A 15,417-nucleotide genomic window follows, 5' to 3' on the forward strand; every position below is an offset into this window, starting at 1 on the left:
AAAAGTATCAAAGGAATTTGAAATTTGTATGAAATTGGCTGTCTTCATACAGAATGAATGTATGTGCAAATAAATATAGAAACTGTATTTTATAGATAGAAACAACCAGTAAAGAAAGCCAATGATAAAGGAGTTCGATACGATGCAAATCAACAAACTACGAGGAAAAGAATTAGATCAGCTATTTCAAGCGATTTTATCATTAGAAAACATTGAAGAATGCTATCAATTTTTTGATGACCTATGTACAGTTAATGAAATTCAATCATTAGCACAGCGCTTAGAAGTGGCAAGAATGCTGAGAGAAGGCAACACGTACCATAAAATTGAGACGGAAACTGGAGCAAGCACAGCGACTATTTCCCGTGTTAAACGCTGCTTGAATTATGGAAGCGATGCGTATCAAATGGTGTTAGAACGCCTTCAAGAAGATTCAAATCAAAAGTAAAGCGTATGGCTGAAGCAGCCATACGCTTATTTTTTAATTAAAATTGAGTTGCTTCTTCAATGATATTTTTAAGGTCGCTAATTGCTACACGTTTTTGTTCCATTGTGTCGCGGTTACGGATTGTTACTTGATTGTCTTCTAATGAATCGAAGTCGAATGTAATACAGAACGGCGTACCGATTTCATCATGGCGACGGTAACGTTTACCGATTGAACCAGCATCATCATAGTCAATCATAAAGTATTTTGCTAAATCTTCAAAGACAGCGCGAGCTTCGTTAGAAAGCTTTTTAGAAAGTGGCAATACAGCAGCTTTAAATGGTGCTAAAGCAGGGTGCAGCTGCATAACTGTACGAGAAGAGCCATCTTCTAACGTTTCTTCTTCATATGCATCAATCATATAAGCTAATGTTACACGGTCAGCGCCTAAAGAAGGCTCGATGCAGTAAGGTACATAGCGTTCGTTTGTTTCTTGATCAACATATTGGAAGTCTTCTCCAGAGTGTTCCATATGCTGCTTTAAGTCATAGTCTGTACGAGAAGCTACGCCCCATAGTTCTCCCCAGCCGAATGGGAACTTGTATTCAAAGTCTGTTGTTGCATTGCTGTAGTGAGAAAGTTCATCATCATCATGGTCGCGAAGACGAACGTTTTCTTCTTTCATACCAAGAGAAAGAAGCCATTGGTTACATGTTTCTTTCCAGTAGTTAAACCACTCTAATTCAGTGCCTGGTTTACAGAAGAATTCAAGTTCCATTTGTTCAAATTCACGCGTACGGAATGTGAAGTTACCAGGTGTAATTTCGTTACGGAAGCTTTTACCCACTTGGCCGATACCGAACGGAAGCTTTTTACGCATTGAGCGCTGAACGTTTTTAAAGTTTACAAAAATACCTTGAGCTGTTTCAGGACGAAGGTAAATTTCATTTGTTGATGTTTCAGTTACACCTTGGTGTGTTTTGAACATTAAGTTAAATTGACGAATTTCAGTAAAGTTAGCTGAACTACACTCAGGACATGTAATTTCATGTTCTTTAATTAAGTCAGCCATTGCATCAAATGAAAGGCCGTCTACGATCATTTCAATGCCTTTTTCTTGAAGTTTTTCTTCAATTAATTTATCAGCACGATGACGGGCTTTACAATCCTTACAGTCGATCATTGGGTCATTAAAGTTTCCTAAGTGACCAGAAGCTTCCCATGTTTTTGGATTCATTAAAATCGCAGCGTCTAAACCAACGTTGTATGGAGATTCTTGAATGAATTTTTTCCACCATGCTTTTTTAATATTGTTTTTTAATTCTACGCCAAGCGGGCCGTAATCCCATGTATTTGCAAGACCGCCGTAAATTTCAGAACCTTGAAATACAAAGCCGCGGTGTTTAGCGTGAGATACGATTTGATCCATTGTTTTTGACATTCTAATTCCTCCTGTAAATGGTAGTGATTCAAGCGAAACAAAAAGAGCGGGTACAAAAAAACTCTCGTCCCTGGGCATATCAGCAATATGCCCAGGGACGAGAGTTTTTCCCGCGGTTCCACCCTGGTTGATACAAAATGTATCCACCTTCGTCTGTATATACTCCAGATTGCCTTTTCCTTAAACCATTCTCTAGGCTCCCACCGTCCCTAGTTCGCTTTGTGAAGAGGATTTAAGTACTATTGATCCTTCAGCGTATATCATATAAATTTTAGTAGCTATATATTAGCATATCCTATGCAGAGAAACAATAACCTTGTGCAAAATGGGCTTTTTTTGTGATGCGTTCTTCCTGAATTTGAGGGTAAAACCATATCTTTTATACATATTTTTTGAAAACAAAAAACGTGATGAAAAGTTCGGTTTTCCTTTCATTTCACCCTCTTAGTTTTGTTATAATGAACAAATGGATGAGCGCGAACTTTTAAGTGTAAAGAAATGGAGGAACATATATGTATGATATTAAAGAGTGGAGACATGTCTTTAAATTAGATCCTAATAAAGAGATTTCAGATGCAGATTTAGAAAAAATTTGCGAATCAGGAACGGATGCGGTTCTTGTCGGAGGATCTGACGGAGTAACTCTAGACAATGTACTGCAGCTATTAATGCGTATTCGACGCTACACGGTGCCGTGTGCGCTGGAAGTATCCACAATTGACTCTGTAACACCTGGTTTTGATTCTTATTTTATTCCGACCGTTTTAAACAGCAAGAATCCAAAGTGGATTGTTGATTTACATCACGCGGCGATGAAGGAATACGGAGAGATCATGGACTGGGATGAAATTTTTGTAGAAGGATACTGCGTACTTAACCCCGAAGCAAAAGTAGCTGGGCTAACGGAAGCGAAAACAGATTTGGATGCAGAAGACGTTGTAGCGTATGCTCGTATGGCTGAACGCATGTTTCATTTGCCCGTTTTTTATCTAGAATACAGCGGAACGTATGGAGATCCTGAATTAGTGGCAGAAGTAAAAAATTCGCTAAATGAGACGAAGTTATTTTACGGCGGAGGTATTGAGACAAAAGAGCAAGCGAGTGAGATGGGAGAGCTAGCCGATACGGTTATTGTAGGAAATGTTATTTATACAAATTTAGCCGAAGCGTTAAAAACTGTAAAAGCAGTAAAAAAGAATATTGCACAGTGAAAAATAAATAAAGTAGAATAGAGAATATATGTTCGATATAGGCGGTGAAAACGTGAATTTTTTAAGTGAAAAATTATTAACAGGATTAAACCCTCAGCAGCAAGAGGCAGTTAAAACAACAGACGGACCACTATTACTTATGGCCGGTGCAGGAAGTGGAAAAACACGTGTATTAACGCATCGAATTGCGTTTTTAATGGCAGAAAAAGAAGTTGCACCTTGGAATATTTTAGCCATTACCTTTACAAACAAAGCAGCTCGTGAAATGAGAGAGCGTGTGGCAAGTATCGTTGGAGGAGTGGCAGAAGATATCTGGATTTCAACGTTCCACTCGATGTGCGTGCGTATTTTACGAAGAGATATTGATCGTATTGGCTTTAATCGTAACTTTACGATTTTAGATTCAACGGATCAGCTGTCCGTTATTAAAAATATTTTAAAAGATCAAAACATCGATCCAAAAAAATTCGATCCGCGCTCGTTATTAGGAAGCATTAGTTCAGCTAAAAATGAACTGAAAGTAGCGGAAGAATTTGATAAAACAGCAGCGGGACCATATGAAGAAGTTGTAAGCAAAGTCTACAAAGAGTATGAAAAGCGTTTAAAGAAAAACCAAGCGCTCGATTTTGATGATTTGATTATGACAACGATTCAGCTATTTAAACGAGTTCCTGAAGTGTTAACTTACTATCAGCGCAAGTTTCAATATATTCATGTGGACGAGTATCAAGATACAAACCATGCACAGTATATGCTGGTTCGCTTGCTAGCTGCAAGATTTGAAAATGTATGCGTAGTAGGGGATTCAGATCAGTCTATTTACCGCTGGCGCGGGGCTGATATTACAAATATCTTGTCATTTGAAAAAGATTACCCAAAAGCCAAAACCATTTTGCTTGAACAAAATTATCGTTCAACTAAAACGATTTTGGCTGCGGCAAACGGCGTCATCGCAAACAATATGAATCGTAAAGTGAAAAACTTATGGACGGAAAACGATGAAGGTCAGAAGATTTATCATTACCAAGCAATGAGTGAGCATGATGAGGCACAGTTTGTAGCACGTAAAATTAAAGAAGCAGTAGACAGCGGAAAGCGTAAATACAGTGATTTTGCCATTTTGTATCGCACAAATGCACAGTCTCGTGTGATGGAGGAAGTGCTGTTAAAATCCAATATTAATTATACAATTGTCGGCGGCATTAAGTTCTACGACCGCAAAGAGATTAAAGATTTGCTTGCGTACTTGCGCTTAATTGCCAACCAAGATGATGACATTAGCTTAGCTCGTATTGTGAACGTTCCAAAGCGCGGAGTTGGAGCTACTTCAGTAGATAAAGTGGCCAATTACGGAAACGTTCATGACATTTCGATTTTCAAAGCGCTGGATGAAGTAGAATTAATGGGGTTAACAGGCAAAGCAACAAAAGCCCTTCGTGATTTCCAGTCGATGATTTCGAACTTAGCTCAAATGCAAGACTATATGTCTGTTACAGAGCTTGTGGAACAAGTATTAGAAAGAACAGGATACCGTGAAGCGCTTAAAGTGGAAAAAACAATTGAAGCACAAAGCCGCTTAGAGAATATTGATGAGTTTTTATCTGTCACAAAAACGTTTGAAGAAGCAAGCGAAGATAAAAGCTTAGTAGCATTTTTAACGGATTTAGCACTTGTTGCTGATATTGATAAGCTTGACGACGAGGAAGAAGAAGAGAACGAACAAGTGATTCTGATGACGCTTCACTCGGCAAAAGGTCTAGAGTTCCCGGTTGTTTTTCTAATGGGTATGGAAGAAGGCGTATTCCCTCATAGCCGCTCGTTATTCGAAGATAATGAAATGGAAGAGGAACGACGCTTAGCCTACGTAGGGATTACACGTGCTGAACAAGAATTGTATTTATTAAATGCTCAAATGCGCACACTATTTGGTAAAACAAACGTCAATCCAAAATCGCGCTTCATTGGAGAAATCCCAAGCGAGCTTGTGGAATCTTTAAATGAAGCAATGCGCAAACCTGCTACTGGTCGTGCAGGGGCTTCAGCTTCGCCGTTTGCAGCGCGCCGACAAGCGGCCGTGGCAAAAACGAAGCTTGTGTCAACAGGAAGTGAATCAATTGGATGGAGCGTTGGAGACAAGGCCGAGCATAAAAAATGGGGAATTGGTACAGTTGTAAGTGTAAAAGGAGAAGGAGATTCAAAAGAATTAGACATTGCTTTTCCTAGTCCTACAGGTGTAAAAAGACTGCTTGCTAAATTTGCCCCGGTTACGAAAGTGTAATCGTGAAAAGGAGCTAGAATATGGAGTTTGAGACAGCAAAATCACGCGTTCAAGAATTACGTGACTTATTAAATCAATATGGCTATGAATATTATGTGTTAGATCAGCCATCTGTTCCAGATGCAGAATACGATAAATTAATGAATGAGTTAATTGAGATAGAAGAATCATTTCCAGAATTAAAAACAGCTGACTCACCTACTCAGCGCATTGGCGGCCAAGTGCTTGATGCGTTTGAGAAGGTTCAGCATCAAACGTCTATGCTAAGTTTAGGAAATGCATTTAATGAAGAAGACCTTCGGGATTTTGATCGCCGAGTGCGCCAAGCCGTTGGAGATGAGTTTTCTTATGTATGCGAACTTAAAATTGACGGCCTTGCTGTATCTCTTCGCTATGAAGATGGATACCTAGTACTGGGGGCTACGCGCGGAGACGGTACGACTGGTGAAAATATTACTGAAAACTTAAAAACAATTCGCTCTATTCCACTGCGAATTAAAGAAGCGTTATCAATGGAAGTTCGCGGAGAAGCATTTATGCCGAGAAAATCATTCGAAGCACTTAATGAAGCAAAAATGGAAAGGGATGAAGTTCCGTTTGCTAACCCGCGTAACGCAGCTGCAGGCTCACTGCGTCAGCTAGATCCTAAAATTGCGGCAAAACGTAATTTAGATATCTTTGTATATGCCATGACTGATACAGGAGAATTAGAAATCGACTCTCACAGCGAAAGTTTGAATTTACTTGATGAGCTTGGCTTTAAAACAAATAAGGAAAGGCAGACGTGTGAAACCATTGATGATGTGATTGCTTACATCGAAAGCTGGCAGACGCAACGTCCAGAACTATCTTATGATATTGATGGCATTGTTGTAAAAGTAGATTCATTTGATCAGCAGGCTGAGCTTGGAACAACGGCCAAAAGTCCACGCTGGGCTATTGCTTATAAGTTTCCTGCTGAAGAAGTTGTAACCAAGCTTGTAAATATTGAGCTGACGGTAGGCCGGACAGGTGTCATTACGCCAACAGCTATTTTGGAGCCGGTTCAAGTAGCAGGTACGACGGTACAGCGTGCGTCTCTTCACAATGAAGATTTGATTCGTGAAAAAGACATTCGCATCGGAGATTATGTCGTGGTGAAAAAAGCAGGAGATATTATTCCTGAAGTAGTGAATGTGATTGAAGAGAAGCGAACGGGAGAAGAGCAAGAGTTTACGATGCCTACTCACTGCCCGGAATGTGAAAGTGAACTGGTGCGTTTAGAAGGAGAAGTTGCGCTTCGCTGCATTAATCCAAGCTGTCCTGCTCAAATTCGTGAAGGACTTATTCATTTCGTGTCCCGCAATGCGATGAACATTGATGGACTTGGTGAAAAAGTTATAGCACAATTATTTCGCGAACAGTTAATTAAAGATGTAGCGGACATTTATACGCTGACAAAACAGCAGTTAATCGAGCTTGAGCGCATGGGTGAGAAATCTGCTGATAATTTGATTGCAGCCATCGAAGCATCGAAAGAAAATTCGCTTGAGCGTTTGCTTTTTGGTTTGGGCATTCGCCATGTTGGAGCAAAAGCTGCAAAGACGTTAGCTCAGCACTTTGAAACCATAGACAAGTTAACAAAAGCAACGTATGATGAATTAGTGGCAATTAATGAAATTGGTGCCAAAATGGCTGATGCTATTGTCGCTTACTTTACACAAGAAGAGGTTCAAGAACTTATACATGAATTAAAAGAGTATGGAGTAAACCTTACATACAAAGGACCCAAGCTTGTAAGTGTAGAAAATGTAGATTCTGTTTTTGCTGGTAAAACCGTTGTATTAACAGGTAAGCTTGAACAGCTATCTCGCAATGATGCAAAAGCACAAATTGAAGCACTTGGCGGTAAAGTCACAGGAAGCGTAAGTAAAAAGACAGACCTTGTTGTGGCAGGGGAAGAGGCTGGTTCCAAACTGACAAAAGCTAACGAGCTTGAAATTGAAGTATGGGATGAGGCAAGGCTACTTACGGAATTAAATAAATAAGAGGTGTGTGTAGTTGAAAAAGATATTGTTACTTTCTCTTGCGGTCATGCTTGTAACTTCAGCGTGTGCACCGAACCTTTCGGACGATAAAGAGACTGTTCAACAAACCAACAACAAGAAAGAAAAAGCAGTTATTCCGAAGTATAGTATTTCAGATGATTATTACCGAACAATTCTTCCATTTAAAGCGGGAGTGGCAAGAGGCTTAGTCGCAGCAAACTTAAACAACCGCTTGGATGCGCAAGAATTTGAAACAGGCTTAATGCGCTTATCGACAGATAGCTATTCTCCGAAAAAATATGTGTATCAAGAAGGCCAGTACCTTGATAAAGATACTATTCGCTCATGGTTAAGCCGTAAGCTGAGCGATAAACAGTTTAAAGATCTTCAAAGCAAAACAAAAGATGCTACGGCGAAAAAGAAGCTTAAAAACAATGGGTTAAATCCAATCGATACGGAAAAAGGCGATTTGAAAACTCGTAACGAAACAAGCCCAATGTACTTAGCGAACATTACTGAGCAAGACTACCTTATTCAAGACGGAGACGACAAGGTCAAACTTGGAGGCGTCACAATTGGCCTGGCGATGAATTCTGTTCATTATTATACAGAAGAAAATGGTTATGCTCGTGAAAAACAACTAACTGATAAAAATATTGAAGAGCAAGGCAAAAAGATGGCCGATGAAATTGTGCAGCGAATGCGTAATATCAAGGGCTTAGAAAACGTTCCAATTCGAGTAGCGTTATTTAAACAAAGTGCTAAGGCTTCTTTAACGCCAGGTAACTTTATGGCTGTCGGAAATGCAGGTTCAAATGATACGGCCGTTGGCAGCTGGGATGATTTAGACGAGAAATATTATTTATTCCCATCATCAGATGCAACAAAAGATCACCGAGATGATGCGATGAAATTTGATGAGTTCAAAGCGCAAATCGAAGACTACTTCCCGAACTTTACAAGCGTAGTAGGGAAAGGGTATTACAAAGATGGACAGCTTCAAAAAATGACGATTGATATTCCCGTCCAATTTTACGGAAAAGGTGAAATTGTAGGATTTACTCAGTATGTTGCTGGTTTAATGCTTGATCATTTCCCTTCATATATGGAAACGAGTATCTCTATTAACTCAGTAAGCGGACCGGAAGCTCTCATTGTTAGAAAAGCAGATGAGGACAAGCCGTTCGTTCATATTTACGAAGAGTAAGCAAAAAAGACACTGCTCAAGCAGTGTCTTTTTCTAATTCTATGAAATTGCCTCCTATGAAGGAATGGCATGAGAACTTTGTCTTGTAAACTTAGAAAGATAATAAGCAGCAAATGCAAACGCATCTTGTTCGGTTGTCCGCTCTTCATACGGGCGCTTTTTATCAAGCTCAAATTCTTTTTGATAATAAGGGATGTGATCTTGAATATAGTGGCGCAGCTCATGAAAGATCGTTTCAATAAGCGGAAGATAGTCATCAAATTTAAAAATAAATATAATGCCGACTTCTCGCCAGTAAACGCCTGATGCAAACTGCAGGTATTCCGCTTCTTCTTCTCCAAGAGCGGAGACAATTTTATTGGCTTCGCATGAATCACAAAAAATTATAGGAATATGAAAGGCTTTATTTAAACAAGCAAAAACATCTTTTTGCAAGGTGGACAAATCCCACTTGAATTCTTCATCTAATACAAACCATCTTCCGCTTTGCTGATACACAGGGCGCTGGTGGATGACTGACTGTATAAGTATTTTATTCAATTTTTATAGCACCTCTTTTACGGTAAAGTAGTTATTCGTTTTCTTTACTTTCCCAAAGACTAGTGAAATTAAAACATGGTGGTGTGTTCATCTGAAGCATGTTTCTCTTTCTATCTATCTTTTCTAAAAAGAAGGTTATTTTATACCTATGCAAGAGAGAAATATTTTATGACGAAGGAAAAGTATGGAATGTTGTTTGAATGAAATAGATTTGGTATAAAATAGAAGTGATAAATGTAAGCCCTGTCTTGCCTGGCGGGGTTTTTAATATTTTAGGAACTAGTCTCAGAAATGTTGCCTGTTGCTAGTGAAGTTTGGTATTATCAGTATATTGTAGTGGGACGAATATTCGGAGGTGAAGGAACATGTCAAGAATTTCTGTTGATCAAGTAAAACACGTTGCAAACTTAGCGAGACTTGCGGTGACGGATGACGAAGCAGAACTATTTACAAAACAATTAGATGCTATTATTACATATGCAGAACAATTAGATGAGTTAGATACTACAAATGTAAAACCAACTTCTCACGTATTGGATATGAAAAACGTAATGCGTGAAGATAAGCCAGCTAAAGGTTTACCAATTGAAGACGTAGTAAAAAATGCGCCAGACCATAAGGATGGCTACATTCGAGTACCAACTATTTTAGAATAAGGAAGGAGGCTTTACGATGTCTTTATTCGATCGTAAACTTTCAGAACTACATAGCCTTTTACACAAGAAAGAAGTACGTGTACAAGATTTAGTAGACGAATCATATAAACGTATTAATGAAGTAGATGATAAAGTAGGTGCGTTCTTAGCGCTTAATGAAGACAATGCTCGTGCTTATGCAAAAGAGCTAGATGAAGCACTACAAACAAAAGATGAATTTGGCCTATTATTTGGTATGCCAATCGGTGTAAAAGATAATATTGTCACAAAAGATTTACGTACAACTTGTTCTAGTAAAATTCTAGCAAACTTTGATCCGATTTATGATGCAACAGTTGTTCAAAAATTGCAGGCAGCTGAAGCGGTAACCATCGGTAAATTAAATATGGATGAATTCGCAATGGGTTCTTCAACTGAAAACTCAGGTCTTCAGTTAACGCGCAACCCATGGAATTTAGATTACGTACCAGGTGGATCTAGCGGTGGTTCAGCTGCAGCTGTAGCAGCAGGCGAAGTTCCGTTTTCTTTAGGTTCTGATACAGGTGGTTCAATTCGTCAGCCGGCTGCTTATTGCGGTGTTGTCGGATTAAAACCAACGTATGGTCGCGTATCTCGTTACGGATTAGTGGCATTTGCATCTTCTTTAGATCAAATCGGACCAATCACAAATTCTGTTGAAGATAATGCATACTTACTTCAAGCAATTTCAGGCGTAGACCCAATGGATTCTACTTCTGCTAATGTTGATGTACCGGATTATGTATCTGCTTTAACAGGTGACGTAAAAGGTCTTAAAATTGCTGTTCCAAAAGAATACTTAGGCGAAGGTGTGGGCGAAGAAGCTCGCCAGTCTGTTCTAGATGCACTAAAAGTGTTAGAAGGACTAGGCGCAACTTGGGAAGAAGTATCGCTTCCACACTCTAAATACGCATTAGCTACGTATTATCTATTATCTTCTTCTGAAGCTTCTGCTAACTTATCTCGTTTTGACGGCGTTCGCTACGGATATCGTACAGATAATGCTGAGAACTTAATCGAAATGTACAAGCAGTCTCGAAGCGAAGGCTTTGGAAACGAAGTAAAACGCCGTATCATGCTTGGAACATTTGCGTTAAGCTCTGGTTATTATGATGCTTACTACAAAAAAGCACAGCAAGTACGTACGTTAATTAAGCAAGACTTTGAGTCTGTATTTGAAAACTATGACGTTATCATTGGACCGACTACACCAACTCCATCATTCAAAATTGGTGAGAAAACAGACGATCCATTAACAATGTATGCAAACGATATTTTAACAATCCCAGTAAACCTTGCTGGAGTACCTGGTATTTCTGTGCCTTGCGGCTTATCAAATGGATTGCCATTAGGGTTACAAATTATCGGTAAGCATTTCGACGAAAGCACAATCTATCGTGTTGCTCATGCATTCGAACAAGCAACTGAGCATCATAAAGCGAAACCAGCACTGTAAGGGGTGAGATAAAGATGAACTTTGAAACGATTATTGGTCTTGAAGTACACGTTGAGCTTAAGACAAAATCTAAAATTTTCTCAGCAAGTCCAAACGCATTTGGTGCGGCTCCAAATGCTAACACAAGTGTAATTGACTTAGGTTATCCTGGCGTATTACCTGTGTTAAACAAAGAAGCAGTTGATTTTGCAATGAAAGCAGCGCTTGCGCTAAACTGTGAAATCGCAACAGATACAAAGTTTGACCGTAAAAACTATTTCTATCCGGATAACCCAAAAGCTTATCAAATCTCTCAATTTGATAAACCAATTGGCGAGAACGGTTGGATTGAAGTAGAAGTTAAAGGTGAAACGAAGCGTATTCGTATCAACCGACTTCATTTAGAAGAAGATGCTGGTAAGTTAACGCATACAGGCGATGGCTATTCACTAGTAGACTTCAACCGTCAAGGTACACCTCTAATTGAGATTGTATCAGAAGCAGATATGCGTTCTCCTGAAGAAGCATATGCTTATTTAGAAAAATTAAAATCAATTATTCAATATACAGGCGTATCTGACTGTAAAATGGAAGAAGGTTCACTTCGCTGTGATGCCAATATTTCTTTACGTCCAGTTGGACAAGAAGAGTTCGGTACAAAAGCTGAGTTAAAGAACTTAAACTCATTTAACTATGTGCGCCGCGGTCTTGAACACGAAGAAATTCGTCAAGAAAAAGTGTTATTGTCTGGTGGTTTAATCGAGCAAGAAACACGCCGTTTTGACGAGTCTACGGGCGAAACAATTCTAATGCGTGTAAAAGAAGGATCTGACGACTACCGCTACTTCCCAGAGCCTGACTTATTAGAATTACACATTGACGAAGAGTGGAAAGAACGCGTTCGTGCTTCGATTCCTGAACTTCCAGATGCTCGTAAAAAGCGCTATGTAGAAGAGCTTGGTTTACCTGCTTATGATGCAATGGTATTAACGCTAACAAAAGAAATGTCTGATTTCTTTGAAGCAACGCTTGCTGCGGGCGGAGACGCGAAGCTATCTTCTAACTGGTTAATGGGTGAAGTTTCTGCTTACTTAAACTCAAACCAAAAAGAACTTTCAGATGTAGCCTTAACACCTGAAGGTCTAGCTGGTATGATTCAATTAATTCAAGAAGGTACAATTTCGTCTAAAATTGCGAAAAAAGTATTCAAAGAATTAATTGAAAATGGCGGAGATGCAAAGAAAATTGTAAAAGAAAAAGGTCTTGTACAAATTTCAGATGATGCAACTTTACGTAAATTTGTAACAGATGCATTAGATGCAAACCCTCAATCTATTGAAGATTTCAAAAACGGTAAGGATCGTGCAATTGGCTTCTTAGTTGGTCAAATTATGAAAGCTTCAAAAGGCCAAGCGAACCCACCGATGGTTAATAAAATTCTTTTAGAAGAAATTAATAAACGCTAAATTTGATAACTAAATGTGAGGTGGATATCCATCTCACATTTATTATGAGTAAGGGCGATCGCGCTGAAGGTATGAATAAAAACCGAAACGTGAATATTGTATATCAAGGTTAATTTCTTTATAATATGTTTGTTCATGCCCCCTCTTGTTGATGATGTAATGTGAGGGGGCATTCTTTCACTGATAAAAGTAGGCAAAGATTTGTGACAAATTATCATTATTAGGATGATGAATATGAAAAGAGCGAGAATTATTTATAACCCGACATCGGGCCGTGAAATTTTTAAGAAAAACTTACCGGAAGTCTTGCAAAAGCTAGAGCAAGCAGGCTACGAAACATCTTGTCATGCTACAACTTGTGCTGGTGATGCAACAGAAGCTGCTAAAGTAGCGGTAGAACGTCGTTTTGACGTTGTAATTGCAGCCGGTGGAGACGGTACCATCAATGAAGTCGTAAACGGTATTGCCGGACAAGACTATCGCCCGCAGCTAGGTATTATTCCTGTTGGAACAACCAATGACTTTGCTCGTGCCATTAATGTGCCGCGCACGATTGAAGGCGCTATTGATGTCATTGTAGAAGGCGTAACAAAGCCAATTGACTTGGGCTGTGTAACAAACGACGGAGAAACGCATTACTTTGTAAATATCGCCGGAGGCGGCCGTTTAACTGAATTAACATATGAAGTGCCAAGCAAGTTAAAAACAATGCTTGGACAGCTAGCTTACTATTTAAAAGGCATGGAAATGCTTCCTTCTATTAAACCAACATCTGTTGAAATTGAGTATGACGGAAAATTCTTTGGCGGCGAGATTATGTTCTTCCTCGTTTCCTTAACGAACTCAGTCGGCGGCTTTGAAAAGCTGGCACCAGATTCTTCTTTAGATGACGGTATGTTTGATTTGATTATTTTAAAGAAAGCAAATTTAGCTGAATTTATTCGAATTGCGACACTTGCGCTGCGAGGAGAACATATCAATGATCCTCATATTATTTATACAAAAGCGAACCGTGTTAAAATTCATACGAATGATAAAATGCAGCTAAATCTAGATGGCGAGTACGGAGGGTTATTGCCTGGGGAATTTGTAAACTTATATCGCCATGTAGAAATCTTTGTTCCAAAAGCAACAGCTGAATTGATGGAAAAAAATGAGATCGCCTAATTGCGATCTTTTTTCATGCTTTTCTTTGTTTGGCTTTCGCTCTTATGGTACAATCAGTTCAGCATTTTCAAATGACTAAAAGGATGTAACGATAAATGGAAAAATTAAAACCACCTGTAGAAAAAAATGAATATATAGATGTTGCGTTTGAAGATTTAACGCATGACGGAGCGGGTGTAGCGAAAGTGAACGGATTTCCTGTTTTCGTTCAAAATGCGTTGCCCGGCGAAAGCGGCCAAGTAAAAGTCATTAAAGTAAAAAAAGGCTATGCGTTTGGCAAGCTTATCAAACACCATACAATTAGTGAACAGCGTGTTGAAGCACCCTGTCCGGTCTACAAGCAGTGCGGAGGCTGTCAGCTGCAGCATGTAAGCTATGAAGGACAGCTGCAATTTAAACAAAAGCAAGTAAAAGACGTCATGGCGCGAATTGGTCATTTACCTGACGTTCCGGTACATTCGACGCTAGGAATGAACGATCCTTGGCGCTATCGAAACAAAGCTCAAGTTCCCGTAGCAGAACGAGAAGGCGGTTTGGTCGCTGGGTTTTATCAGCAGCGAAGCCACGACATCATTAACATGGATGCCTGTTTGATTCAGCAGCAGGCAAATGATGATGTTGTTCAAGCTGTCAAATCAATCTGTGAAAAGCATGGCGTTTCTGCTTATCAAGAACAAAAACATAAAGGCTCGCTTCGTCATATCATGGCGCGCTACGGACTTGTAACGGGTGAAATTATGGTTGTCATTGTGACTCGTACAGCTGAGCTGCCAAACAAAAAGCGTATTATAGAAGACATTATCGAAGCCGTACCCAGCGTGAAATCAATTGTTCAAAACGTAAACAGCAAGCGCACTAACGTCATTTTAGGGAACCAAACGAACGTACTTTGGGGAGAAGAATATATTTACGACTATATCGGCGACATTAAATTTGCCATTTCAGCAAAATCATTCTACCAAGTAAACCCTGAGCAAACGAAAGTGCTTTATGACAAAGCGCTTGAGTATGCAGATTTAACAGGAGAAGAAACGGTAATTGACGCCTACTGTGGAATCGGAACAATCTCATTATTTCTCGCTCAAAAAGCGAAAAAAGTATATGGCGTTGAAATCGTGCCTGAAGCGATTGAGGATGCAAAGCGCAACGCTGAGCTAAACGGTATTCACAACGCTGAATTTGAAGTAGGCGAAGCAGAAGTCGTCATTCCAAACTGGTACAAACAAGGCATCAAAGCGGACGTCATCGTCGTAGATCCGCCGCGAAAAGGATGCGACGAAGCTCTTTTGAATACCATCATTGACATGAAACCGAAAAAAGTTGTCTATGTTTCATGCGGACCAGCAACTCTTGCACGTGACCTAGCTATTTTAGAAAAAGGCGGATATGAGACGGTTGAAGTTCAGCCTGTTGATATGTTTCCGCATACGACGCATGTGGAGAATGTGGCGGTATTAAAATTAAAATAACTCTTCATCAAAGCTGCTATCTTAGTAAAGGTAGCAGCTTTTTTTTGCTTAAACAAGTATGAAAAAAGTAAAGTC

12 protein-coding genes are annotated in these 15,417 nt (G+C 39.5%); 10 read left to right on the forward strand and 2 right to left on the reverse strand.

All coding sequences use genetic code 11. From position 1 onward, the window contains the following. Positions 1-142: 142 nt before the first annotated feature. The gene (locus ACN6NE_RS12340) at positions 143-448 is read left to right on the forward strand and encodes a YerC/YecD family TrpR-related protein (protein WP_013055048.1); all 306 of its coding nucleotides are present in this window, start codon (positions 143-145) and stop codon (positions 446-448) included. Between the two features lie 37 nt (positions 449-485). Here ACN6NE_RS12340 and ACN6NE_RS12345 read toward each other — a convergent pair whose 3' ends face one another. Further along, the gene (locus ACN6NE_RS12345) at positions 486-1,868 is read right to left on the reverse strand and encodes a glycine--tRNA ligase (RefSeq protein WP_474325401.1); all 1,383 of its coding nucleotides are present in this window, start codon (positions 1,866-1,868) and stop codon (positions 486-488) included. 512 nt (positions 1,869-2,380) lie between these two features. Here ACN6NE_RS12345 and pcrB point away from each other — a divergent pair. Genes pcrB through ACN6NE_RS12365 form a run of 4 tightly spaced genes read left to right on the forward strand, consistent with a single transcriptional unit; the run spans position 2,381 to position 8,591 of the window. Continuing rightward, positions 2,381-3,079, forward strand: coding sequence for a heptaprenylglyceryl phosphate synthase (pcrB, locus tag ACN6NE_RS12350; protein ID WP_474325402.1), 699 nt, complete (start codon positions 2,381-2,383; stop codon positions 3,077-3,079). 52 nt (positions 3,080-3,131) lie between these two features. After that, the gene (gene pcrA / locus ACN6NE_RS12355) at positions 3,132-5,357 is read left to right on the forward strand and encodes a DNA helicase PcrA (RefSeq protein ID WP_474325404.1); all 2,226 of its coding nucleotides are present in this window, start codon (positions 3,132-3,134) and stop codon (positions 5,355-5,357) included. A 20-nt stretch (positions 5,358-5,377) separates the two neighbouring features. Then, positions 5,378-7,384, forward strand: a complete 2,007-nt coding sequence (ligA, locus tag ACN6NE_RS12360; RefSeq protein ID WP_129705767.1) for an NAD-dependent DNA ligase LigA — start codon at positions 5,378-5,380, stop codon at positions 7,382-7,384. Between the two features lie 13 nt (positions 7,385-7,397). Continuing rightward, entirely contained in the window at positions 7,398-8,591 is a 1,194-nt protein-coding gene (locus ACN6NE_RS12365) for a CamS family sex pheromone protein (RefSeq protein ID WP_013055053.1), read from the forward strand. Between the two features lie 54 nt (positions 8,592-8,645). Here ACN6NE_RS12365 and ACN6NE_RS12370 read toward each other — a convergent pair whose 3' ends face one another. Then, the gene (locus ACN6NE_RS12370) at positions 8,646-9,131 is read right to left on the reverse strand and encodes a DUF3920 family protein (RefSeq protein WP_129705769.1); all 486 of its coding nucleotides are present in this window, start codon (positions 9,129-9,131) and stop codon (positions 8,646-8,648) included. Between the two features lie 365 nt (positions 9,132-9,496). On the opposite strand from ACN6NE_RS12370, the gene gatC reads away from it, so the two are divergent. From gatC to rlmD, 5 genes are all read left to right on the forward strand, one after another. Further along, positions 9,497-9,787, forward strand: a complete 291-nt coding sequence (gene gatC, locus ACN6NE_RS12375) for an Asp-tRNA(Asn)/Glu-tRNA(Gln) amidotransferase subunit GatC (protein WP_013055055.1) — start codon at positions 9,497-9,499, stop codon at positions 9,785-9,787. Positions 9,788-9,803: 16 nt separating this feature from the next. Next, the gene (gatA, locus tag ACN6NE_RS12380; RefSeq protein ID WP_013055056.1) at positions 9,804-11,261 is read left to right on the forward strand and encodes an Asp-tRNA(Asn)/Glu-tRNA(Gln) amidotransferase subunit GatA; all 1,458 of its coding nucleotides are present in this window, start codon (positions 9,804-9,806) and stop codon (positions 11,259-11,261) included. 14 nt (positions 11,262-11,275) lie between these two features. After that, positions 11,276-12,706 carry an Asp-tRNA(Asn)/Glu-tRNA(Gln) amidotransferase subunit GatB gene (gene gatB / locus ACN6NE_RS12385; RefSeq protein WP_013055057.1) on the forward strand — a complete coding sequence of 477 codons (1,431 nt, stop codon included), beginning with the start codon at positions 11,276-11,278 and terminating at the stop codon, positions 12,704-12,706. Between the two features lie 234 nt (positions 12,707-12,940). Beyond that, a complete protein-coding gene (locus ACN6NE_RS12390) occupies positions 12,941-13,873 on the forward strand; it encodes a diacylglycerol kinase (protein ID WP_016762783.1) in 933 nt (310 codons plus the stop codon). 95 nt (positions 13,874-13,968) lie between these two features. Further along, the gene (gene rlmD, locus ACN6NE_RS12395) at positions 13,969-15,342 is read left to right on the forward strand and encodes a 23S rRNA (uracil(1939)-C(5))-methyltransferase RlmD (protein ID WP_129705772.1); all 1,374 of its coding nucleotides are present in this window, start codon (positions 13,969-13,971) and stop codon (positions 15,340-15,342) included. Positions 15,343-15,417: the final 75 nt, after the last annotated feature.

The organism is Priestia sp. 53B2 (assembly GCF_056099005.1).

Coding starts and splice junctions, on each gene's coding strand:
- ACN6NE_RS12340 (WP_013055048.1), top strand. CDS start 143: ATGCAAATCAACAAACTACGAGGAAAAGAATTAGATCAGCTATTTCAA.
- ACN6NE_RS12345 (WP_474325401.1), bottom strand. CDS start 1,868: ATGTCAAAAACAATGGATCAAATCGTATCTCACGCTAAACACCGCGGC.
- pcrB (WP_474325402.1), top strand. CDS start 2,381: ATGTATGATATTAAAGAGTGGAGACATGTCTTTAAATTAGATCCTAAT.
- ligA (WP_129705767.1), top strand. CDS start 5,378: ATGGAGTTTGAGACAGCAAAATCACGCGTTCAAGAATTACGTGACTTA.
- gatC (WP_013055055.1), top strand. CDS start 9,497: ATGTCAAGAATTTCTGTTGATCAAGTAAAACACGTTGCAAACTTAGCG.
- gatA (WP_013055056.1), top strand. CDS start 9,804: ATGTCTTTATTCGATCGTAAACTTTCAGAACTACATAGCCTTTTACAC.
- gatB (WP_013055057.1), top strand. CDS start 11,276: ATGAACTTTGAAACGATTATTGGTCTTGAAGTACACGTTGAGCTTAAG.
- ACN6NE_RS12390 (WP_016762783.1), top strand. CDS start 12,941: ATGAAAAGAGCGAGAATTATTTATAACCCGACATCGGGCCGTGAAATT.
- rlmD (WP_129705772.1), top strand. CDS start 13,969: ATGGAAAAATTAAAACCACCTGTAGAAAAAAATGAATATATAGATGTT.